The organism is Verrucosispora sp. TAA-831 (assembly GCF_050780145.1).
Classification (GTDB): domain Bacteria; phylum Actinomycetota; class Actinomycetes; order Mycobacteriales; family Micromonosporaceae; genus Micromonospora.
In genome coordinates this window covers 1,799,153-1,820,278 of the sequence record NZ_CP192240.1, presented here as the reverse complement: position 1 = coordinate 1,820,278, position 21,126 = coordinate 1,799,153, and the positions used below count along the sequence as shown (strand labels likewise).

Here is a 21,126-nt window from a genome sequence, read left to right as displayed (position 1 = left end):
CCGTCGTGTCCGGCGGCGACGGGCCCTGCGGTCTGCGTCACACCAGGTCGCGGGCGGTCAGGGGTTGGCGGTGACGGCCGGGGGGGCCGACCAGGTCGAGTCGGTCGCCGAGGATCACCGCGCTGGCCCGGACGAGCTGGGCGAGCCGGTCGACCTCGGTGCTGTGGAAGGCGGCCGGGGTCAGCGTCTCGTTGTGCTCGCGGGAGACCACCAGGACCAGACCGGCGCGTCCGAACGGCGCGACCGCGAAGTGGCTGCCGTCGGGCATGGTCATCGACCGGGCGCGCAGCGGGGTCACCTCCGGCAGCCGGGGCGGCACCGGCGTACGCCAGCTCGCGTGCCCGACCGTCGCGCCGCCGCCTCCGGTGCGGGAGGCCCAGTCGACCGGTACGACAGCGGCCACGGCCCACTCGGCGGCGAGCAGTCCGGGTACCGCGTCGACCAGGGTGGCCAGCCCGTCGGCCGGGTTCGCGGCGACCTGGGCCAGCAGTTCGGCGTCCTGCCCGGTGGTGGTGGGCGCGCCGATCGCCCGCCACACCCCGTCGACGCGTACGCCCGGGATCGCGGCCAGACCGGCCAGCAACCGTTCCACCCGGGCGGCGCCCGGCCAGACCACGGTGAAGTCGTCCACCGCCCGCCCGCCGAGCCGTTCCAGGACGACCACCTGGACGATGTCCGCACCCGAGACACCGAGGGTGCGGGCCACCTGGCCGAGGGTGCCCGGACGGTCCGGCAGGGTGACCCGTACGCGCAGCAACATCTGAACCCTCCGCTCGGCGGGCCGGCACAATGCCGGCAGGCTGACCCAGAGCCTGGCAGTTGACCATTTCGTCCCTGTTGCTGCGGCATGTCCCCTGGGCAAAACCTGACCTTGACAACCCGTCGGGGCTGCCATCAACTGTCCGAATGACCGATCCGGCTGCCCGTTTCCCCGCCGGACTGGACCTGGACCGGCTCGGCGCGTACCTCGCGTCGCACCGACCGGAGTCGGCCGGGGAGCCGCTGCGGGCCGACCTGATCGCCGGTGGGCGGTCGAACCTCACCTACCTGGTCCGGGTCGGTGGCCGTGACCTGGTGCTGCGGCGACCGCCGCTGGGGCACGTCCTGGCCACCGCGCACGACATGGCCCGCGAGTTCCGGGTGATCTCGGCGCTGGCCGGCACCGACGTGCCGGTTCCCCGCGCCCTGCTGCTCTGCGCCGACGAGGACGTGCTCGGCGCGCCGTTCTATCTGATGGAGCGCGTTCCCGGCGAGGTGTACCGGAGTCGCGCACAGACCGACCGGCTCGACGCCGGGCAGCGGCACGACCTGGCGATGGCGATGATGGACACCCTCGCCACGCTGCACACCGTCGACCCGGCGGCGGTCGGCCTGGCCGACTTCGGCCGCCCGGACGGCTACCTGGCCCGGCAGGTACGCCGCTGGGCCGGGCAGCTCGACCGGTCCCGCAGCCGACCACTGCCCGGCATCGACGAGCTACGCGACCGGCTCGCCGCCACGGCCCGCGACAGCACCGGTACGGGCCGCATCGTGCACGGCGACTACCGGCTGGACAACCTGCTCGCCGCCGTCGAACCGGCGACCGGCTCGATGAGCGTGACCGCGGTGCTGGACTGGGAGATGGCCACGCTCGGCGATCCGCTGGCCGATCTCGGGCTGCTGTTGACGTACTGGGACGTCCTGGGCGGCGGTGTGGTGCCCGTCGACAACCCGGTCGCCGACGGCATCGGCCCGCGCGCCGGGTTCCCGACCGGCGCGGAGCTGATCGACCGGTACGCCGCGCGCAGCGACGTCGACGTCGGCCCGCTCGACTGGCACGTGGCGCTGGGCTGCTTCAAACTCGCGGTGATCTGCGAGGGCATCCACTACCGGCACACCCTCGGGCAGACCCTCGGCGAGGGTTTCGACACCATCGGCGGCATGGTCGCCCCGCTGGTCGACCACGGGCTGGCCACGCTGAGGGAGGCATGATGCACTTCGGGTACGACGACCGCACCGAGCAGTTGCGCGGGGAGCTGACCGAGTTCCTGGTTGATCACGTCTACCCGGCCGAGGCCGTGTACGCCGCCGAGGTGGCCGCCGCCGGTGATCCGTGGGCCCGACCGCCGGTGCTGGCGACGTTGAAGGACGAGGCACGTCGGCGCAACCTGTGGAACCTCTTCCTCCCCGATCCGCGTCACGGCGCCGGGCTGACCAACCTCCAGTACGCGCCGCTGGCCGAGCTGACCGGCCGCAGCCCGCACCTGGCCCCGGAGGCGCTCAACTGCGCCGCGCCGGACACCGGCAACATGGAGTTGCTCGCCGAGTTCGGCTCCCCCGCCCAGCAGGAGCGGTGGCTCGGCCCGCTGCTGGCCGGCCAGATCCGCTCGGCGTTCTGCATGACCGAACCCGACGTCGCCTCCTCCGACGCGACGAACATCGCCACCGCGATCCGCCGCGACGGCGACCACTACGTGATCGACGGCCGCAAGTGGTGGTCGTCCGGGGCGATGGACCCGGCCTGCGAGATCCTCGTCGTGATGGGCAAGACCGACCCGGGCGCCGACCGGCACCGGCAGCAGAGCATGGTCCTGGTCCCCCGGGACACCCCCGGGGTCACGGTCCGCCGGGGGATGACCGTCTTCGGCTTCAGCGACGCCCCGCACGGTGGTCACGCCGAGATCGACTTCGACGGCGTACGGGTGCCGACGGAGAACCTCGTCGGTGCCGAGGGCAGCGGGTTCGCCATCGCCCAGGCCCGGCTCGGCCCCGGCCGCATCCACCACTGCATGCGTCTGATCGGCATGGCCGAACGGGCCCTGGAACTGCTCTGCCGTCGAGCCGCCGACCGGGTCGCGTTCGGCCGTCCCCTCGCCGAGCAGGGCGTGGTGCGGGAGTGGATCGCCGAGTCCCGGGTCCGCATCGAGCAGGCCCGCCTGCTGGTGCTCAAGACCGCCTGGCTGATGGACACCGTCGGCAACAAGGGCGCACACACCGAGATCCAGGCGATCAAGATCGGTACCCCGGCGATGGCCGAGTGGGTGATCGACAAGGCGATCCAGACGTACGGCGCGGCCGGCGTCAGCCAGGACACTCCCCTGGCCGCACTCTGGACCCACGCCCGTACGCTCCGCCTCGCCGACGGCCCCGACGAGGTGCACCGCGCCAGCCTCGCCAAGCGCGAACTACGCCGCTGGACCCACCCCGCCTGACCCGCCGCCCGGTCCGCCGTCGCCGGCCCTGTTCCGTTCGGCCACCACGCGCCGATGCTCCGGCGGCACCAGACCGAGCAGTACTGCACCGCTCCGGCGCCTGTCGAGCTGAGAGCAGAGACGGGTCACCGGTCGCCCACTCGGCAGCGAGCAGCCAGCGGCGGCTCGCACGGCAGCGAGCAGCCAGCGGCGGCCTGTTCGACGGCGACCAATCGCATGTGACCGAGCGATGGCAAAAACGGGTCAGCTCGACAGTGCCCGAAGCAGAGGTAGGTCAGGGCCTCGGTCCGTCGCGGCGGCCTCCGCCCGGATAGGGGCTCGCGACGAGCCCTCGCTGCCGACCCGCTCTGAGGTGTCGTGCACCTACCCGCCGCTGGTGATCAGCCGCAGGGCAGGCTCTGAGGGTGTGCGTCAGGCGGTGGCGCGCTCGACGAGCTGGGTGTCCAGGACGATGTGCGGGTCGGGGATCTCGTCACCGCGGATGCGGGCCACCAGCAGGCGGGCCATCTGCCGGCCCATCTCGTCGACCGGCTGGAACACCGAGGTGAGCGGCGGGTTGGCCTGTCGGGCGATGGGCGCGTCGTCGAAGCCGATCACGGCCACGTCCTCCGGTACGCGGCGGCCGGTCTCGCGCAGCGTCCGCATGGCGCCGAAGGCCATCAGGTCGGCGGCGACGAAGACGGCGTCCAGGTCGGGGCAGCGGTCCAGCAGTTGCCGCATCGCGGTCGACCCGCTCTCCTCGCTGAAGTCGCCGTACCCGATGAGGTCGGGGTTGACGCCGAACCCGGCGGTGCGGACCGCGTCCCGGTAGCCGGCGAGCCGGGCCAGGCCGGCGCCCATGTCCTGGGGGCCGGCGATGGTGGCGATGCGGCGACGTCCCCGGGCGGCGAGGTACTCCACGGCCTGCCGCGCACCACCGGCGTTGTCGACGTCGACGAAGGAGGCGGGCTGGGCCTCGGGGTGCAGCATCCGGGCCGGACGTCCGCCCAGCACCGTGGGCAGCCCCCGCTCCTCCAGGAGGGTGGGCAGCGGGTCGGAGTCGTGCAGCGACAGCAGCAGCACCCCGTCGACGTGCTGGTTGGTGAGGTGGTGCTCGACCCGTTCCCGCTCCAGCGGCGACTGTGCCATCGCCAGCCAGAGCTGCAACGGCGTCTCCAGCAGGACCGAGCTGATCCCGCGCACGATGCCGGCGAAGAACGGCTCGGCGAAGATGCGCTCACCGGACTCGCTGACCACCAGGGCCACCGAGTCGGTGCGTTGGGTCACCAGGGCCCGGGCCGCGCGGTTCGGCACGTACCCCAGTTCGGCGATTGCCTGCTGCACGGCGGCGCGGGCCTCGGGACTCACCTGGGGGGAGCCGTTGACCACGCGGGAGACCGTCCCGCGGCCGACTCCGGCGCGGGCGGCGACCGCGTCGAGGGTCGGGCGCCCGAGCGACCGGGTGCGCTGCGTTGTCATCGTCTGCTCCTCCGACATGGGCGGACCCGGCACCTGGTTCAGCGTTGGTGCCGGGCCACCCGTTACTGGCTGGCCGTCGCCCTATTGTGCGGCCAGACCGTTGCGTCGGATCACCTCCGCGTACCACCTGGCGCTGGACTTGGGGATACGAGTCTGGCTGTCGTAGTCGACGTAGATCATCCCGAACCGCTTGGTATAACCCCAGGCCCACTCGAAATTATCCAACAGCGACCAGGCGAAGTATCCCCGCAGGGGCACGCCGGCGCTGATCGCCTCGTGCGAGGCGCGCAGGTGGGCGTCGAAGTACGCAAGCCGGTCGGCGTCGTCGACGTGACCGTCGACCACCGCGTCGACGAAAGCCGAGCCGTTCTCGGTGACGTAGAGCGGCAGGTCGGTGTACTCCTCGTGCACCCGACGCAGGGTCTCGACCAGGCCGGGAGCGTCGATCTCCCAGTTCATGTCGGTCACCGGGAATCCGCGGGTGACGAACCGGACGTTCTCGCTGCCCGGCCAGGTCGACGGGGCCCGCCAGTACTCCTCCGGGTCCTCGCCGGGCACCGGCGCGGCCACCACGTGCCGGCTGTAGTAGTTGATGCCGACCACGTCCAGCGGGCTGGAGATGACCGCCAGGTCGCCGTCGTGGACGTGCCCGAAGTCGGTCACCTTCGCCAGGTCCGTGACCAGGTCCTCCGGGTACGACCCGCGAAGGATCGGATCCAGGAAGAACCGGTTGGCCAACCCGTCGATGCGCCGGGCGGCGTCCAGGTCGCCAGGCGCGTCACTGGCCGGGGTCACCGGGTACAGGTTGACGGTCACGCCGAGCTGGGCACTCGGAATGGCCGCACGCAGCGCCTGGACGGCGAGCCCGTGGCCGAGCATCAGGTGGTGTCCGGCGCGGACCGCGTCCGCGCCGTTCTGCCGACCGGGCGCGTGCACGCCCGAGCCGTAGCCGAGGAACGCCGAGCACCACGGCTCGTTGAGCGTCGTCCAGTACTTCACCCGGTCGCCCAACGCACCCGCCACGAGCTGCGCGTAGTCGGCGAACCGGGCGGCCGTGTCGCGGGCCGGCCAGCCACCGGCGTCCTCCAACTCCTGGGGCAGGTCCCAGTGATAGAGGGTGAGCCACGGCTCGATGCCGTTGGACAACAGTTCGTCGACCAGCCGCTGGTAGAAGTCCAACCCCTCGGCGTTGGCCGGGCCCGAGCCGCCCGGCTGCACCCGCGGCCACGACACCGAGAACCGGTACGACTTCAACCCCAGCTCGGCCATCAGGCGAACGTCGTCACCGAGCCGGTGGTAGTGGTCGCAGGCGACGTCGCCGGTGTGCCCGGCGACGGTCCGGCCCTCGGTGTGGCTGAAGGTGTCCCAGATCGACGGGGTACGGCCACCCTCGCGCGCCGCGCCCTCGATCTGGTAGGCGGCGGTGGCCGCGCCCCAGAGGAAGTCGGACGGGAAGGTCAACGGGGCGCGCTCGTCGAGGACACCCACCGCGGGTGGGATGGCGGGGTTGCTCACGACTTGACAGCACCTTCCATGATGCCGCCGATGATCTGGCGGCCGAACAGGATGAAGACCAGGACCAGTGGCAGGGTGCCGACCGCCGTGGCGGCGAAGACCTGGGAGTAGTCGGTGTAGTAGGCGTACGAGAGGAAGGAGAGCGAGACCTGGAGGGTCGGGTTCTCCGGGGTGAGGATCGCGTACGGCCAGAGGAAGGAGTTCCACGTCTCCATGAAGGTCAGCAGGCCGAGGACGGCCGCCGCCGGACGCAGCGCCGGCAGCACGATGTTCCAGTAGATCCGGAACGTGCTGGCACCGTCGACCCGACCGGCCTCGATCAGCTCGTCGGAGATCGCCTGGCTGGCGTACTGCCGCATCATGAACACGCCGAACGCGCTGACCAGGAACGGCACGGTGACGGCGTACAGGGTGCCGTACCAGTTCAATTCCTGCATCATGCCCCAGAGCGGGATGATGCCGAGCTGGGTCGGGATCATCATGGTGATGACGATCATCAGCAGCAGGATGTTGCGGCCCCGGAAACGCAGCTTCGCGAAGGCGAAGCCGGCCAGCGAGCCGGTGAGGACCACCGACAGGGTCACCACCGAGGAGACGATGATCGAGTTCATCAGGCCGGTGAGGAAGTTGGCCGCGTCGTTGTCGAGCACGCGCCCGAAGTTGTCACCGAAGGCACCACCCGGGGTGAGCGGCGGCGGTACGTCGTTGATCGAGTCCAGCGTGCGGGTGCCGATCACGACCATGTAGTAGAACGGGTAGATCGACAGCAGCGCCGCCAGGACGAGCGCGATGTAGGTCAGCGGACTGGTGCGCCACAGGCGCCGGGAGGCCGAGGTCACAGCTCTCTCCTCACTTGGCCGAACGGCGGACGAGTACGAAGTTGAGCAGCGACATCAACGCGATGATCAGGAAGATCGCCCAGGCGACGGCGGCACCGTAGCCAGCGGTGTTGAGGTTCTCGATGCCCTTCTCGTACATGTACATCGCCAGGGTCTGGAACTCCCGCTGGTTGCCGCCGAGGATGCTGCCGTTGGCGAAGAGCAGCGGCTCGGTGAAGAGCTGCATGCCGCCGATCGTGGAGAGGATGATCACGAAGATCAGGGTGGGGCGGACCATGGGGATGGTGATCTGCCAGAACTGCCGCCACGGGCCGGCGCCGTCGATCGAGGCCGCCTCGTAGAGGTCCTTCGGGATGGCCTGCATCCCGGCAAGCAGGATCAGGGTGTTGTAACCGACCCAGCGCCAGTTGACCATGGTCGCGATCGCGGTCCAGGAGCTCCACCGCTGGCCGTCCCAGTCGATGTTGTCGACGCCGACGAAGCTGAGCACCCAGTTGATGAGGCCGAACTCCCGCTGGAACAGCATGCCGAAGACGATCGCGACGGCGGCCACCGAGACCACGTTCGGGATGAAGATCGCCAGCCGGAAGAAGGTCTTGGCGCGCAGCAGGGTGCTGTTGAGCAGGTTCGCCAGGAAGAGCGCGAGCAGCAACTGCGGGATGGTCGACAGCGCGAAGATGCCGAACGTGTTGAAGAGCGCGTTCCAGAAGTAGTCGTCCTTGATCAGGGCGGCGTAGTTGTCGAGCCCGATGAACGTCTGGTCGCCGATCATGTCCCAGTCGTGCAGGGACATCCAGGCGGTCCGCAGCATCGGGTACAACCCGAAGATGCCGAAGATCAGGAAGAACGGCGCGATGTAGAGGTACGGGGAGTACTTCAGATCCAGGCGGTTGAGCAGGAACCCGCGCCGACGCGGGGGCTCGGAGCCCGGTGGTGTGACGTTCGACGGGGGGGCCGTCGTGGCCGAGAGGCTCATGATTTTCCTTTCCCGGCGGGAGCCCTTCCGAGGGGGCCCACGCGCAGGGTGCAACCCAGACGGGGACCGACCGGTGGCGCCCGGGGTAGTCCCCGGACGCCACCGGTGGGAAATCACTGTCAGAAGGCGCCCTGGATGCCGGCGTCCTTCACGAACTGCTCCCAGGCCTTGTCCTTGTTGGCCTGCCCGTTCTCGAACGACCGCAGGGCCGGCTCGAGCGCGTTCTCCTTGACCGCCTGGTGCTTCGGGCCGAGGTGGACCGGCTCGATCTTGGCGACGCTCTCACCGAAGATCTTGCCGGTCGGCGCGCCGCTGAAGTACTCGTTGGTGTAGCTGAGGAACGCCTCGTTCTTCAGCGCCTCCAGGTTGGTGGGCAGCGGGCCCTTGGCCTTGAATGCCTCGACCTGGCTGGTGGCGTTGGTCAGGAACTCGGCGAGCTTCGCCGCCTCCTTCTGGTGCGCGCTCTGCTCCGGCACGGCCAGCCACGAGCCGCCCCAGTTGCCGCCGCCGCCCGGCACGGCCGCGACGTCCCACTTGCCCTTGTTGGCCTCACCCGAGTTGTCCGCCACGATGCCGAGCATCCAGGACGGGCAGAAGGTCGCCGCGAAGGTGCCCTGCTTGAAGCCGCCCGACCACTCCGGCGACCAGGTCGCCGCCTTGGCGGAGATGTCCGACATCGAGGTCGCGGTGTCCCACGCGGCCTTCACCGCGGGGCTGGAGTCCGCGATGATGTTGTTCTCCTTGTCGTAGAACAGGTCGCTGCCCTGCTGGAACAGCACACCGTTCGAGACCGCGGTGATCGAGTCGATGAACGCCTTGCCGGTCGCGTCCTTGTACTTCTTACCGGCCTGGTGGAAGCCGTTCCAGTCCGGCCAGAGCGCCGAGACCTGGTCGCGCTCGGTGGGCAGGCCGGCCGCCTGGAACAGGTCCTTGCGGTAGCAGACCGCGAGGCTGCCGACGTCGGTCGGCAGGCCGATCAGACGCCCGTCGGGAGCCTTGCCCAGCTCCCACTTCCAGGGCAGGTACTCCGTGGAGTGGTCGTCGATCAGCGGGGTGAGGTCGACCCAGTTGCGCGGGTTGGCCTTGAACTCGTTGAGGATGCCCTCCTCCAGCGCGGTGACGTCCGCCGCGCCCTTGCCGGTGGCCAGGTACCGGACCAGCTTCGGCCGGTACTCGCCGAGCTGCGCGGTCTTCCGCAGCTCGATCTTGATGCCGCTCTGCTGCTCGTACTGCTTGACGAGCTCGTCGTAGCCCATCTCGCCGAAGGTGTCGACGACCAGCTTGGCGGGCTTGCCGCCCTCGCCGGTGTTGCTGTCATCGCTACCGCAGGCCGCGAGACCGCCGACAGCGGTGACCGCCGCCAGCGCGCCTGCCGCCAGGCGGGTACGCCGCGTGGTGAGGCTCATCCTGACCCCTCTTTCAGTGGTGAGGCTGGTTTATGTGTGGTGGGGGGTGCCGCAGCGCCATCCGCCCCGACTGGTCGGTCGGGTTCGGGCGCCCGGGGCGGGACTGTGATCCACGCCATCTTGGGAACGCTCCCATGAGATTGCCGGGAGGTATCCGGAGTGTCAATAGCCCGCTGGGAGCGTTCCCAGATCGTTACCGCGAAAATGTTTACCCCGCGCTCCGATACGGACCGCGGGGCAGCTCAACGTGATCGCTGAGTAACGAATCAGCAGAGTCGGCGCAGCAGCGTGCTGACCCTACCTGCGTCGAACGCCTCCGGGTCGAATCCGGAACCCACCCATTCCCGCATCGCCCGGTGCTCCGGGTGGCCGGGATCGCTCAGCGCGGCGAGCAGCAACAGGTAGCCCTGCGGACCGCCGACGTCCTCCGGCGGCCCGGCGCGCTCACCGTCCAGGCAGGTCGGGTAGCGCTCGTCCGGGTCGGCGGCGAAGGCGTCCTCCACCACCAGATCGTGCTCCCACCAGTCGCCGAAGTCGTACGTGTAGTGGATCCGGCTGCCCTTGCCCACCACCGCGTCCAGGCGTACGTCCAACTCGTCGTGCACACTCAGCTCGCCGTCGGGGTCGGGTTCGCCGTACTGCACCCCGTCGATCTCGAACGAGTGCAGGTGGCAGTCGCGCCACCCCATCGCGTGCTGTACCACCCGGTGAACCCGGTCGAGGGTGTAACCGGCGGGCACCAGGACCCGCCGCCAGATCGTGGGACGCAGCCCGGCCAGGGACATCCGCAGCGCGAAGATCTGACGTGACATGCTGCGTCATCCTTCCTCGGCATAGGCTGCCAGCATGATCTGCCGAGCGTGCCGGACACGGCGGCACGACGAGTGTCCGGGCCGGAACTGGTGCGACTGCCAGCACCGTACCCCTCGTCGCACCCCTCCGGTCACCGGTCCGGCCGGCGAATGACCGTCGGACTTCCGATTCGCGCGCTCTGGCCCGACCCGTCACCCGGTCCGGTCGACGACGACACGCTCACCGCGCTCTACCGGCGTGCCGACCGACCCCACCTGCGGATGAACTTCGTGACCAGCGTCGACGGCGCGGTCAGCCTCGACGACTACTCCGCCGGGCTCTCCGGCGAACCGGACAAGCGGGTGTTCGGGCTGCTGCGGATGCTCTGCGACGCGCTGCTGGTGGCCGCCGGCACGCTGCGCCACGAGGGCTACCGGGCGATCCGGCTCGACGAGCGGCGTCGTGCCTGGCGGCGGGCGCACGGGCTGGCCGAGTACCCGACCCTGGTGGTGGTCTCCGGCAGCGGGCGACTCGACCCCGACCAGGCCGCCCTCGCCGACGCCCCGGTACGCCCCGTGGTGCTCACCTGCGCCGACGCCTCGCCGCCGCCCGGACTGTCCAGCGTGGCCGACGTGGTGCACTGCGGTGACGAGCGGGTCGACCTGGTCGCCGGCCTCGCCGAGATGCGTCGGCGCGGCCTCGACCAGGTGCTCTGCGAGGGCGGCCCGCACCTGTTCGGCGCGCTCACCACCGACGACCTGGTCGACGAGATCTGCCTGTCGGTCGCCCCGCTGCTCGCCGGTGCGGGCGCCGGGCGGATCACCGCAGGTGACCCGAGTCCGGCGCGCCACCTGCCGCTGCGGCACGTCCTGCACGCCGACGACGGCACCCTGCTGCTGCGCTACGCCAGAGGCTGACCCGACCGGATCCAGTTGTGGTAATCCGCCACCCGGCCGCTGCTCGGCTCTCTACCGTGAACCGGGATCGGCAACGGCCGGGAGGCGGGGCGTTGGCACACGAGGTGGTCGAGCTGCGGGTGCACGGCGTCTCCGGCACCTCCGCCGAGTCGCTGCTCGACCATCCCGTGGTGATCCGGGTGGCCGGCGACACCAACGCCGGGTTCTACCGCCCCCGTCCCGGGTTCGGGATCAGCGACCGCCCGAGCGGGATGCACGTGGAGGCGTACCGCTGGGGTGCGCTCACCGCGGGCGGCGCGGTGCGTACCCTCTCGTTGCTGTTCCTGCTGCCGTTCATGCTGGTCAACCTGGCCGTGTGGGCCCGGCCGCCGACCGGCGGCAGCGGCAGCCCCATCGGCCCGGTGTGTCGGCTGCTCGCCGCCACCCTGACCGCCGCGTTCGTCCTGTCGATCGTCGGGGTGACCGTGGACATCGTCGGCTGGCAGTGCACGCCCTACCAGCCCTGCGTGCACAACCGCCCGTACCTGTCCTGGCTCTCGGACCTGCCGCTGGGACCACGCCTGGCGTTGCTCGCGCTGCTGCCGATCGGTGCGCTGCGGCTGCTCTGGTGGCTCGGCGAGCGCTCCGCCCGGGTGTTCGAGGCGTTCCCGGCCGCGCGCGGGCAGGACCGGGGCGGCGGGGAGGACCGGGGCGGCGGCGGGGAGGACCGGATCGACAGCCCCGGCTTCTGGAACGACGCACTCGTGGTGCAGCGGTTGCGCGCCGTCCACGTGGCGGTCGGGCTGGGCACCCTGGACGCCATCCTGCTCGGCGCACAGATCAAGATCCGTCCCACCCCGGTCGCGTACGTGCTGTTCGTGACCGCCTGGTTCCTGCTCGCCGCCTGCGTGGTGCTGCTCTGTCTACCCTCCCGCCGGGTCGACGAGGGGCCGGGCCGCGGACCGGTGGACTTCCGGGGCATCCGTCCGCTGCGGCTGGTGGCCACCGGGCTCACCGTGCTGGCGCTGGTCTACACCATGATCCCGCTGGAGCCGGCCCCGCCCCGGGAACAGCTTCCCGGATTCGAGGGGGCGGTGGCCGCGTTGATCGCGGTCCAGGCCGCCCTGCTGGCCGTGCTCACCGCCACCACCCTGCACCAGCGGCGACACGGCGCGGGGAAGGACTCGTCCTGGTTGAGCGGCCTGGCCGCGCCGGTGTTCGCCGCGGCGGCCGTCGCCGCCGCCTACGGGTTCTCCGCCGCCCTGGTCTACCGGGTGGCCGACTTCCTGGACCGGGGCGAGATCCCGAACCCGGCCCGGCCGAACCTGCCCGGAGCGCCACCGCTGGAGCCGCCCGTCTCCTACCGGTGGGCCGCGCTGGCCGGGCTGGTGGCGATCGTGGTGGTGGCGGCGACGACGATGTGGCGGGTGCTGAGCAGCCGACGACGCCGACGCCGGATGGCCGAGGAGGTCGTCCGGCGGGACTTCCCCGACGTACCACCGGAGGCGGTCCCCCGACGTCGGGTCGTCCGTGAGGTGGTCGCCCGGGCCGCGATCGCCGAGCAGCTCACCCCGGCCTTCATCGTGTTCCTGGTGCTCTCGCTGTTCGGCGTGGCCGTGGTGGGGCTCGACCTGATCGGCATCGGACCGTCGGATCTGAGCCGGCGACTGATCGACACCGACGGCGAGGCGACCATGAACCTGGCCATCGCCACCGACGTCGGGATGTACGTCATCGGTCTGGTCGGCCTCGGCATCCTGGTGCTCGGGGTGCTCTCGTACCGGTCCGAGGAGACCCGGCGCACGGTGGCGGTGATCTGGGACCTGGGCACCTTCTGGCCGCGTACGGTGCATCCGTTCGCGCCGCCGTGTTATGCCGAACGGGCCGTGCCGGAGCTGGCCAAGCGGGTCACCGCGCTGACCGCTCGGGGCGACGTGGTGCTCTCCGGGCACAGCCACGGCTCGGTCCTCGCCGCCGCCACGCTGCTCCAGTTGCCGGACCGGGTACGACGGCGGGTGGCGTTGCTGACCCACGGCAGCCCGCTGCACCGGCTCTACGCCCGGCTCTTCCCCGCCTTCCTCGGCGACGCGACCCTGTACGAACTGGGCGACCGGATCGGCTGGCGGTGGGTGAACCTGTGGCGCAACACCGACCCGGTGGGCGGGCCGATCTTCTCCGCCCACCACCCCGGCGAGCGCCCGCGCGTGTCGGGGCCGGCCGGTACGGTCGACCGGCGGTTGCGCGATCCCCGCGCGGTCGTCGTCGACCCGGACGACACCGTCCCGCCACCGATCGACCAGCACTGGCCCTACCACACCGACCGGGGGTACGAGGCGGCCGTGCACGAGTTGACCGGGCGGCTCGACCCGAGCGGGCAGCCGCCGCGGCGGCACCGGTAGCTCGTCCCGCCGGTAGCTCGTCCCGACCACCGCCACGCAGGGTCCACGGTCGGTCGCGGTACGCGCGCGACGGACGGCCGGGGCGTGGTCTCCGCCGCGTCGCGTGGCGGCCTGTCGTACTCCTCCGGCAGGATGCAGGGCGTGTGTGCCGACCGCGACGACCTGCCGACCGGAGCTGCCTGATGACTGACCAGGGGATCCACCGCCCGGGCGCGATCGACGGCCAGGGCGAGGGGGTCGGCCCGGGCGGGATCGACAGCCCGGGCGAGGGGGTCGGCCGGGTGCTCGGCACCGCCGACGCCACGCCGCTGCAGTTCTGGACGGCGGTCTCCCCCGGCAGTTACCTCCAGCTCGACGACGTGGTGGTCACCCGGCGGGAGCTGCCCGACCGCGAGCCGGTGACCATCGCCGGGGTGGTCACCCAGGTCCGCGCGCGGCACGAGGGCGCGCAGTTCGACTCCGACGTGTTCGCCATCGCCGACGGCACACTGCCGGCGCAGGTGCAGGAGGCCGCCGAGATCACCACCACCCGGGTGGACCCGGAGTTCTACGTCCCGCCGCACCCGGGCGCGGTGGTGCACCGGGCCGAGGGGGACGCCCGCGCCCGGGCGCTGCACTTCGACCGGATGGAGCGACGCGTCCCGATGGGCACCGGGCGCGACGGCGTGCCGGTCTACCTCAACGCCGACTTCCTCGACGGCACGCGCGGCGCGCACGTGTCGATCTCCGGCATCTCCGGGGTCGCCACCAAGACCAGCTTCGCCACCTTCCTGCTCTACTCGGTGTTCCGCTCCGGCCAGCTCGGCGGGGACGCGGTCAACGCCAAGGCGCTGATCTTCAACGTCAAGGGCGAGGACCTGCTCTTCCTCGACCATCCGAACGCCCGGCTGGACGACGCCACCCGGGCCGCGTACGCCCGGCTCGGTCTCGTCGCCGACGCCTTCCCGGACGTCCGGGTGTACGCCCCGCCCAGGGTCGGCGACTCCTCCGGCACCCCGGACGTGCACAACCGACTGACCGGGGTGGACAGCTTCTACTGGACGCTGACCGAGTTCTGCGAGAAGCGGCTGCTGCCGTACGTCTTCGCCGACGCCGACGACGAGCGGCAGCAGTACACGATGGTGGTCCACTCGGTCGCCGCCCATCTGGCCCGGTACGCCCAGCCCGCCGACGGCGGGGTCAGCGTCGACGGGGTGCGCCTGGGCACCTACGCCGACCTGGTCGACCACATCGTCGAGCAGCTCAGCGACGACGAGACGCGCAGCGACTGGGCGGGCAGCGCGGTCGGCCTGGGCACGGTGAACGCCTTCGCCCGGCGGCTGATCGGCAGCAAGAAGGACCTGTCCCGGCTGATCCGGGGCGACCTGGCGACCCGCCGCCCACACAGCATCAACACCGCCGAGTCGGCCCAGGTCACCGTCGTCGACCTGCACAACCTGCCGGATCGCGCGCAGCGCTTCGTGGTCGGCGTGACCCTGAAGACCGAGTTCGACAACAAGGAGAAGCAGGGCGCCAAGCCGCTGCTGTTCGTGGTGCTCGACGAGCTGAACAAGTACGCCCCCCGCGAGGGCTCCTCCCCCATCAAGGAGGTGCTGCTGGACATCGCCGAGCGGGGCCGCTCGCTCGGGGTGATCCTGATCGGCGCGCAGCAGACCGCCAGTGAGGTGGAGCGGCGCATCGTCACCAACTCGGCGATCCGGGTGGTCGGTCGACTCGACCCGGCCGAGGCGTCCCGCCCCGAGTACGGCTTCCTGCCACCGGCGCAACGGCAGCGGGCGCTGCTGGCCAAGCCCGGCACCATGTTCGTCAACCAGCCCGACATCCCGGTGCCGCTCTGCCTGGAGTTCCCGTTCCCGGCCTGGGCCACCCGGGTCTCCGAGGCCGGTGCCGCCCCCTCGCAGACGTTGCGCTCGATCACCCAGTCCGCCGACCCGTTCGCCGTGGTGGGGTCCGGCGGCGGCAGCGCCGACGACGACATCCCCTTCTAGACGATCTGATTCGCCACGAGGAGAGGGCTACCCGTGAAGATCCTGCACACCTCGGACTGGCACGTGGGCAAGGTCCTCAAGGGGCAGTCCCGGGCCGAGGAGCACAAGCAGGTGCTCGCCGGGGTCATCGACATCGCCCGCCAGGAGCGGCCCGACCTGGTCGTCATCGCCGGTGACCTCTACGACACCGCCGCGCCGACGGCGGAGGCGACCCGCCTGGTCACCCGGGCGTTGACCGCGCTGCGCCGCACCGGCGCCGACGTGGTGGCGATCGGTGGCAACCACGACAACGGCGCGGCGCTGGACGCGCTGCGGCCGTGGGCCGAGGCCGCCGGCATCACGCTGCGCGGCGCGGTCCGCGAGGATCCGGCCGAGCACGTGGTGGACGGCACCACGGCGGGCGGGGAACGCTGGCGGCTGGCGGCGTTGCCGTTCCTGTCGCAGCGGTACGCGATCCGCGCGGTGGAGATGTACGAGCTGACCGCCGCCGAGACCAACCAGACGTACGCCGACCACCTGGGCCGCATCCTCGCCCGGTTGACCGAGGGCTTCGACGAGCCGGACCGGGTGCACCTGGTCACCGCGCACCTGACCGTGGTGGGCGCGACCACCGGCGGCGGCGAACGGGACGCGCACACCGTGCTGGGGTACGCCGTACCCGCCACGGTCTTCCCCGGCACCGCGCACTACGTGGCGTTGGGGCACCTGCACCGCGCCCAGCGGGTGCAGGGGCCGTGCCCGATCCGCTACAGCGGCGCCCCGTTGGCGGTGGACTTCGGCGAGCAGGAGAACGTGCCGTCGGTGACCCTGGTGGAGGTGACCGCGACGACGGCGGCACGGGTCCGGGAGGTGCCGGTCGCGGAGGCGACGGCGCTGCGCACGGTGCGTGGCACGCTGACGCAGCTCGCCGAGATCACCCCGCCGGAGGGCTGGCTGCGGGTGTACGTCCGCGAGCAGCCCCGGGCCGGACTGCGGGAGGAGGTCCAGGAACTGCTCCCCCGCGCGTTGGAGATCCGCATCGATCCGGAGCTGGTGCCCGCGCCGGGCAGCGGCACCCGGATCGCCCAGCGGGCCGGCCGGTCGCCCCGCCAGCTCTTCGCCGACTACCTGGACAGCCGGGGGCACGCCGACGACGGTGTGCGGGAACTCTTCGACGAGCTGATCGAGGAGGTCGATCACTGATGCGGCCGATGCGGCTGGACATGGCCGGCTTCACCGTCTTCCGGGACGAGACCACCGTCGACTTCACCGACGCCGACTTCTTCGCCCTGGTCGGGCCGACCGGTTCGGGCAAGTCGACGGTGCTCGACGCGATCTGTTTCGCGCTCTACGGCACGGTGCCGCGCTGGGGCGGCGCGCGGGGCCTCGGCAACGCGTTGGCCCCGTCGTCGACGGAGGCGCGGGTCCGGCTGGTCTTCGAGTCCGGTGGGGCCCGCTACGTGGCCACCCGAGTGGTGCGCCGGGACAGCCGGGGCAACGCGAAGACCGCGAACGCCGGTCTGCAACTGATGCCCGACGGGTTCGACGTCACCAAGCTGGACACCGGGCTCAGCCCGGAGGACCTGGGCGAGGTGGTCGCCGGTACGCCGGCCGAAATGGAGACCGCCGTACTGGAGGCGGTGGGCCTGCCGTACGAGCAGTTCACCAGTTGCGTGGTGCTGCCGCAGGGGCAGTTCGCCGACTTCCTGCACGCCCGTCCCGCGACCCGGCAGCAGATCCTGGTCAACCTGCTCGGTCTCGGTGTCTACGAGCAGGTCCAGCAGCGGGCCACCACCCGCGCCGGGCAGGCCGAGGCGAAACTGGAGACAGTCGACCACCTGCTGGCCGGGCTCGCCGACACCGACGACGCCACAGTCACACAGGTCACCGACCAGGTGCACCGGATGCGGGAACTGGCCGAGGCGGTGGCCGAGGCCGTACCGGAACTGGACGCGGCTCGGGCGACGGTGCGTACGGCCGGGGCGGCGTTGGCGGCGCTGGACGCCGAGTTGACCGTGCTGGACGAGGTCCGGGCACCGGACGGGGTGGCCGAGGTGGCGCGGGCGGTGGACGCCGCGCGGGCCGAGGCCGACGCGGCGGCGGGCGCGGTGTCGCTGGCCGAGGAGCGCGAGGAGAAGCTGCGCGGCGAGTTGGCCGCCGCCGGTGACGAGAGCGCGCTGCGGATGCTGCTGCGGGCGTACGCCGACCGGGACCGGCTCGCCGCCGAGGCCGAGCGGGTACGCGCCGTGGTGCAGACCGCCGGTGCCGAGCACGAGGCGGCGGCCGGTGCGGTCGCCGAGGCGCGGGCGGCGGCCGACCGGGCCGAGGCGGACCTGGCGGCGGCGTTCCAGGCCCACGAGGACGCGAAGGCGGCCGACCAGGCGGCGGCGTTGCGGGCGCACCTGACCGACGGTGACTCCTGCCCGGTCTGCGAACAGACCGTCGCCCGGGTGCCGGCGATGCCCGCCGGTTCGGCGGTGGCGCACGCGGTGGCGACCGGCAAGGCGGCCCGGGCGGCCAGTGAGGCGGCGAAACGGCTGCTGGCCGAGCGTGACTCGGCCGCGCGGGACCTGGAACGGGTGCTGCTGCGGGCCCGCGCCGAGCAGGACGGGTTGCGGACCCGCCTGACCGAGGTGGACGACCGCCTGACCGGGGCGGCCTCCGCCGAGGCGGTGCGGGCGACCCTGGCCGAGCACGCGCGGCTGCGGCAGGCACTCGACGAGGCGGCGACGGCGGTCCGGGCCGGTCGGGACACCGCCCGGCGGGCCCGGGGTGCGCTGGACGCGGCGCAGGAGCGCCTGCGGTCGGCGTGGCGGCGGTTCGACGGCGTACGCGACGGGGTGGCCCGGTTCGGGCCGCCGGCAGCCGACCGGGACGACGTCGCCGCCGCGTGGAGCACGCTGTCGGAGTGGGCCCGGGAGCAGGCCCGGCAACGCCAGGCGCAGCGGGCCGGGTCGGCGGAGTCGGTCGCCGTGGCCGAGGCGGTGGCCACCGAGGTCGCGGCCCGGATCGCGGGCATCTTCACCGCCGCCGGGCTGCCCGCACCCGACGATCCGGTACGCGCCGCCACGGTCACCGTGGAACGGGCCGAGGCCGACCTGCGCCGGTTGACCGAACGCCGTGCCCAGGCCGAGGAGCTGCGCGCCCAGCGGGCCGAGCACGAACACCGGGCCCAGGTGGCCCGCGCGCTGGCCGGGCACCTGCGGGCCAACAACTTCGAGCGGTGGCTGCTGGCCGAGGCGTTGGACCTGCTGGTCGACGGCGCCTCCGGGATCCTGCGGGAACTCTCCGGCGGGCAGTACGACCTGGTCCACGACAAGGGCGAGTTCTTCGTCGTCGACCACTACGACGCCGGGTTGCGCCGGGGCGTACGCACCCTCTCCGGCGGCGAGACGTTCCAGGCGTCCCTGGCGCTGGCACTGGCGCTCTCCGAGCAGTTGGCCGGGATGTCCACCACGGCGGCCAGTCTGGAGTCGATCGTGCTGGACGAGGGTTTCGGCACCCTCGACGCGGCCACCCTCGACACGGTCGCCGCCACCCTGGAGAACCTGGCCGCCCGCGGTGACCGGATGGTCGGCGTGGTGACCCACGTGCCGGCCCTGGCCGAACGCATCCCGGTCCGCTTCGAGGTCCGCAAGGACGCCCGCTCGGCCCGCATCGAACGGACCGGCCGGTGAGCGCGAGGAGTGCAGCGCAGCGGAGCCCCGCAGTCGCGAACGAAGGACGTGGCCGGTGAGCGCGAGGAGTGCAGCGCAACGGAGCCCCGCAGTCGCGAACGGCAGGACCGGGCCGTGAGCGCGGGGCGGTTCTTCGTCGACGCGTGGGATCCCGCCTACGGGGCCTCGTTCGAGGCGTCGGCGGCCGGACCGGCCGCGCCGAGCAGCGCCCGGGTGGAGGCGGACCACGAGGTGCCGGTGGTGGACTGGCGGGCGATCGGCCCCCGGCCCGGGGTCCGCGCCCCGGACGTGGTGTTGCTGGTGGACGGGGTACGCCGGATCGACGCCAGCGTCTGGACGGCGGAGGAGGACGGCACCTCGTTCCCCGGTCTGGCCGCCTCGTACGCCGCCGGTGTGGTCCGCTGCGACCTGGAGCGCGGCGCGGCCCGGCTGGCCGGTGCCAAGGTGGGCCGGGGACTCTTCACGGCCAGCCCGTCGGCCACCGACGTGGTCGCCGGCACCGTCCGCTATCCGGTGCACCGGGTCAACGGCACCGGGGAGCTGGCGAAGCTGCCGGCCGCCGTGCAGGGGCCGCTGACCGCGCTGGAGGTGGAGGTCTCGGCCGCCGCCCGTACCGACGACGACCTGCTGGTGGTGGACGGACCGCTGCGTAACCGGCGGCAGTTGCCGCGCACCCTCGGCTACATCAAGACTCAGCACAGCCAGTACCTCGACGCCCGGCTCACCGCGGTGGTCACCGGGCTCGCCGCCGGTCACCGCTCGCCGGTGTTCCGGTTGGGCACCGCGTGGGGCGGCTGGTCGTGGTATGTCCGGCTGCCGGTGGCCGCCGGTGCCCCCTGGGCCGGGATCGTCCGGTTGGAGTGTTCGGCGGACCTGGAGATCGCCGAGGTGGTGCGGTTGGCCGACCTGTCGCTGGTCACCCTGCCCCGGTTCGCGTCCACTCCCTACAAGGACCCCCGGGCCCCGCAGAACCTGGTCCCGATCGCCGGGCTGGAACGGTTGCTGCGCTCGCGGCTGGGCGACTCCCGGCTGCTGCACCGCGCGCTGACCGCCGCCGCGCGGACCGGCCGCTGATGGGTCGGCGACGCACCACCGACCGGATCGCCGCGCGGGTCGACACCGGGCAGGCCGAGCTGGTGCCCGACCCGGACCGGCCCGGATCGTGGACGTTGCTGCTGGACGGCGCGCCGCAGTCGCACGTGGACCTGGCCGACCCGACCCACCTGGAGTTCGAGTACGTGCGCCGGCTGGCCGCCGCGATCGACCTGGTCGCGCCCGCCGGTACGCCGCTGCGGGTGCTGCACCTGGGCGGCGGCGCGCTCACCCTGCCCCGGTACGTCGCCGCCACCCGCCCGGGTTCGGTGCAGCGGGTGGTCGAGGTGGACGGTGCGCTGGTCGACCTGGTCCGCCGGGAGCTGCCCTGGCGGCCCGATCCGCGCCTCAGGGTCCGGGTGGACGACGCACGAACGGTGCTGGCCGGCGGGCGGGACGCCGGTTACGACGTGATCGTGGCGGACGTCTTCGCCGGCTCCCGGACACCGGCCCGACTGACCTCGGTCGAGTACGCCGCCGAGGTGGCCCGGGTGCTGCGGCCCGGCGGCTGGTATCTGGCGAACCTGGCCGACGGGCCGCCGCTACGGTACGCCCGGGGGCAGGTGGCGACCGTCCGCGAGCTGCTGCCCCGGGCCTGCCTGGTGGCCGACGCGGCGGTGCTGCGGGGGCGGCGCTACGGCAACCTGGTGCTGGTCGCGGGCCGTCAGGAGCCGCCGGTGGCGGCGTTGACCCGGCGGGCCGCCGGTGACTGGTTCCCGGGCCGGGTGCTGGCCGGCGCGGACCTCGACCGGTTCGCCGGAGGCGCCCCGGTGGTGCGCGACAGCGACGCCGCCGACTCCACACCGCCTCCGCCGGGGATTTTTTCCGTCCGCCGTTGATCCGTTCGGCGGGGCCCTCCGTACTACTCGGCAGCCATGCCCGTGGGGGGACGGCTTTCTGTCCATGGACATCCGGAGG

Annotated in this window: 16 protein-coding genes; 9 read left to right on the top strand and 7 right to left on the bottom strand. The window is 72.3% G+C overall.

Annotated elements, in window-relative coordinates:
* Positions 1 to 37: 37 nt before the first annotated feature.
* Positions 38 to 760, bottom strand: a complete 723-nt coding sequence (locus ACQVFL_RS08285; protein WP_431729076.1) for an amino acid-binding protein — start codon at positions 758 to 760, stop codon at positions 38 to 40.
* Positions 761 to 906: 146 nt separating this feature from the next.
* Here ACQVFL_RS08285 and ACQVFL_RS08280 point away from each other — a divergent pair, with 146 nt between their 5' ends.
* Together ACQVFL_RS08280 and ACQVFL_RS08275 are read left to right on the top strand one after the other, a co-directional pair.
* Positions 907 to 1,971 carry a phosphotransferase family protein gene (locus ACQVFL_RS08280; RefSeq protein WP_396691519.1) on the top strand — a complete coding sequence of 355 codons (1,065 nt, stop codon included), beginning with the start codon at positions 907 to 909 and terminating at the stop codon, positions 1,969 to 1,971.
* Complete coding sequence (locus ACQVFL_RS08275) at positions 1,971 to 3,191, top strand: acyl-CoA dehydrogenase family protein (protein WP_431729795.1); 1,221 nt, start codon at positions 1,971 to 1,973, stop codon at positions 3,189 to 3,191. Before ACQVFL_RS08280 ends, ACQVFL_RS08275 begins: the two co-directional genes overlap by 1 nt.
* 411 nt (positions 3,192 to 3,602) lie before the next feature.
* Here the strand turns inward: ACQVFL_RS08275 and ACQVFL_RS08270 are convergent, their stop codons facing one another.
* From ACQVFL_RS08270 to ACQVFL_RS08245, 6 genes are all read right to left on the bottom strand, one after another.
* Positions 3,603 to 4,649 (bottom strand): LacI family DNA-binding transcriptional regulator, encoded by a 1,047-nt coding sequence (locus tag ACQVFL_RS08270; RefSeq protein WP_350694022.1) that lies wholly within the window; start codon positions 4,647 to 4,649, stop codon positions 3,603 to 3,605.
* Positions 4,650 to 4,730: 81 nt separating this feature from the next.
* Entirely contained in the window at positions 4,731 to 6,164 is a 1,434-nt protein-coding gene (locus ACQVFL_RS08265) for a GH1 family beta-glucosidase (protein WP_431729075.1), read from the bottom strand.
* Positions 6,161 to 7,003: a carbohydrate ABC transporter permease gene (locus ACQVFL_RS08260; protein ID WP_396691523.1), complete on the bottom strand. Its 843-nt coding sequence runs from the start codon at positions 7,001 to 7,003 to the stop codon at positions 6,161 to 6,163. Before ACQVFL_RS08260 ends, ACQVFL_RS08265 begins: the two co-directional genes overlap by 4 nt.
* Positions 7,004 to 7,013: 10 nt before the next feature.
* Positions 7,014 to 7,979, bottom strand: coding sequence for a carbohydrate ABC transporter permease (locus ACQVFL_RS08255; RefSeq protein WP_396691525.1), 966 nt, complete (start codon positions 7,977 to 7,979; stop codon positions 7,014 to 7,016).
* A gap of 119 nt (positions 7,980 to 8,098) precedes the next feature.
* The gene (locus ACQVFL_RS08250) at positions 8,099 to 9,385 is read right to left on the bottom strand and encodes an ABC transporter substrate-binding protein (RefSeq protein WP_396691526.1); all 1,287 of its coding nucleotides are present in this window, start codon (positions 9,383 to 9,385) and stop codon (positions 8,099 to 8,101) included.
* Between the two features lie 266 nt (positions 9,386 to 9,651).
* Complete coding sequence (locus ACQVFL_RS08245) at positions 9,652 to 10,197, bottom strand: plasmid pRiA4b ORF-3 family protein (protein ID WP_396691527.1); 546 nt, start codon at positions 10,195 to 10,197, stop codon at positions 9,652 to 9,654.
* A 150-nt stretch (positions 10,198 to 10,347) separates the two neighbouring features.
* Here ACQVFL_RS08245 and ACQVFL_RS08240 point away from each other — a divergent pair, with 150 nt between their 5' ends.
* From ACQVFL_RS08240 to ACQVFL_RS08210, 7 genes are all read left to right on the top strand, one after another.
* On the top strand, positions 10,348 to 11,094 hold the full coding sequence (locus ACQVFL_RS08240) for a pyrimidine reductase family protein (protein ID WP_396691528.1): 747 nt from the start codon (positions 10,348 to 10,350) through the stop codon (positions 11,092 to 11,094).
* A gap of 56 nt (positions 11,095 to 11,150) precedes the next feature.
* The gene (locus ACQVFL_RS08235) at positions 11,151 to 13,472 is read left to right on the top strand and encodes a hypothetical protein (protein WP_431729074.1); all 2,322 of its coding nucleotides are present in this window, start codon (positions 11,151 to 11,153) and stop codon (positions 13,470 to 13,472) included.
* 182 nt (positions 13,473 to 13,654) lie between these two features.
* Complete coding sequence (locus ACQVFL_RS08230) at positions 13,655 to 15,460, top strand: ATP-binding protein (protein ID WP_396691530.1); 1,806 nt, start codon at positions 13,655 to 13,657, stop codon at positions 15,458 to 15,460.
* 33 nt (positions 15,461 to 15,493) lie between these two features.
* Positions 15,494 to 16,642: an exonuclease SbcCD subunit D gene (locus tag ACQVFL_RS08225; protein ID WP_396691531.1), complete on the top strand. Its 1,149-nt coding sequence runs from the start codon at positions 15,494 to 15,496 to the stop codon at positions 16,640 to 16,642.
* Positions 16,642 to 19,116 carry an AAA family ATPase gene (locus ACQVFL_RS08220; protein WP_431729073.1) on the top strand — a complete coding sequence of 825 codons (2,475 nt, stop codon included), beginning with the start codon at positions 16,642 to 16,644 and terminating at the stop codon, positions 19,114 to 19,116. Before ACQVFL_RS08225 ends, ACQVFL_RS08220 begins: the two co-directional genes overlap by 1 nt.
* A gap of 114 nt (positions 19,117 to 19,230) precedes the next feature.
* Positions 19,231 to 20,190, top strand: coding sequence for a hypothetical protein (locus ACQVFL_RS08215; protein ID WP_396691533.1), 960 nt, complete (start codon positions 19,231 to 19,233; stop codon positions 20,188 to 20,190).
* Positions 20,190 to 21,047, top strand: coding sequence for a spermidine synthase (locus ACQVFL_RS08210; RefSeq protein ID WP_396691534.1), 858 nt, complete (start codon positions 20,190 to 20,192; stop codon positions 21,045 to 21,047). Before ACQVFL_RS08215 ends, ACQVFL_RS08210 begins: the two co-directional genes overlap by 1 nt.
* Positions 21,048 to 21,126 lie beyond the last annotated feature (79 nt).

Excerpts from the sequence above, each read along its gene's own strand:
- ACQVFL_RS08285 (WP_431729076.1), bottom strand. The coding sequence starts at position 760 with ATGTTGCTGCGCGTACGGGTCACCCTGCCGGACCGTCCGGGCACCCTC.
- ACQVFL_RS08280 (WP_396691519.1), top strand. The coding sequence starts at position 907 with ATGACCGATCCGGCTGCCCGTTTCCCCGCCGGACTGGACCTGGACCGG.
- ACQVFL_RS08275 (WP_431729795.1), top strand. The coding sequence starts at position 1,971 with ATGCACTTCGGGTACGACGACCGCACCGAGCAGTTGCGCGGGGAGCTG.
- ACQVFL_RS08270 (WP_350694022.1), bottom strand. The coding sequence starts at position 4,649 with ATGACAACGCAGCGCACCCGGTCGCTCGGGCGCCCGACCCTCGACGCG.
- ACQVFL_RS08255 (WP_396691525.1), bottom strand. The coding sequence starts at position 7,979 with ATGAGCCTCTCGGCCACGACGGCCCCCCCGTCGAACGTCACACCACCG.
- ACQVFL_RS08250 (WP_396691526.1), bottom strand. The coding sequence starts at position 9,385 with ATGAGCCTCACCACGCGGCGTACCCGCCTGGCGGCAGGCGCGCTGGCG.
- ACQVFL_RS08245 (WP_396691527.1), bottom strand. The coding sequence starts at position 10,197 with ATGTCACGTCAGATCTTCGCGCTGCGGATGTCCCTGGCCGGGCTGCGT.
- ACQVFL_RS08240 (WP_396691528.1), top strand. The coding sequence starts at position 10,348 with ATGACCGTCGGACTTCCGATTCGCGCGCTCTGGCCCGACCCGTCACCC.
- ACQVFL_RS08230 (WP_396691530.1), top strand. The coding sequence starts at position 13,655 with ATGACTGACCAGGGGATCCACCGCCCGGGCGCGATCGACGGCCAGGGC.
- ACQVFL_RS08220 (WP_431729073.1), top strand. The coding sequence starts at position 16,642 with ATGCGGCCGATGCGGCTGGACATGGCCGGCTTCACCGTCTTCCGGGAC.
- ACQVFL_RS08210 (WP_396691534.1), top strand. The coding sequence starts at position 20,190 with ATGGGTCGGCGACGCACCACCGACCGGATCGCCGCGCGGGTCGACACC.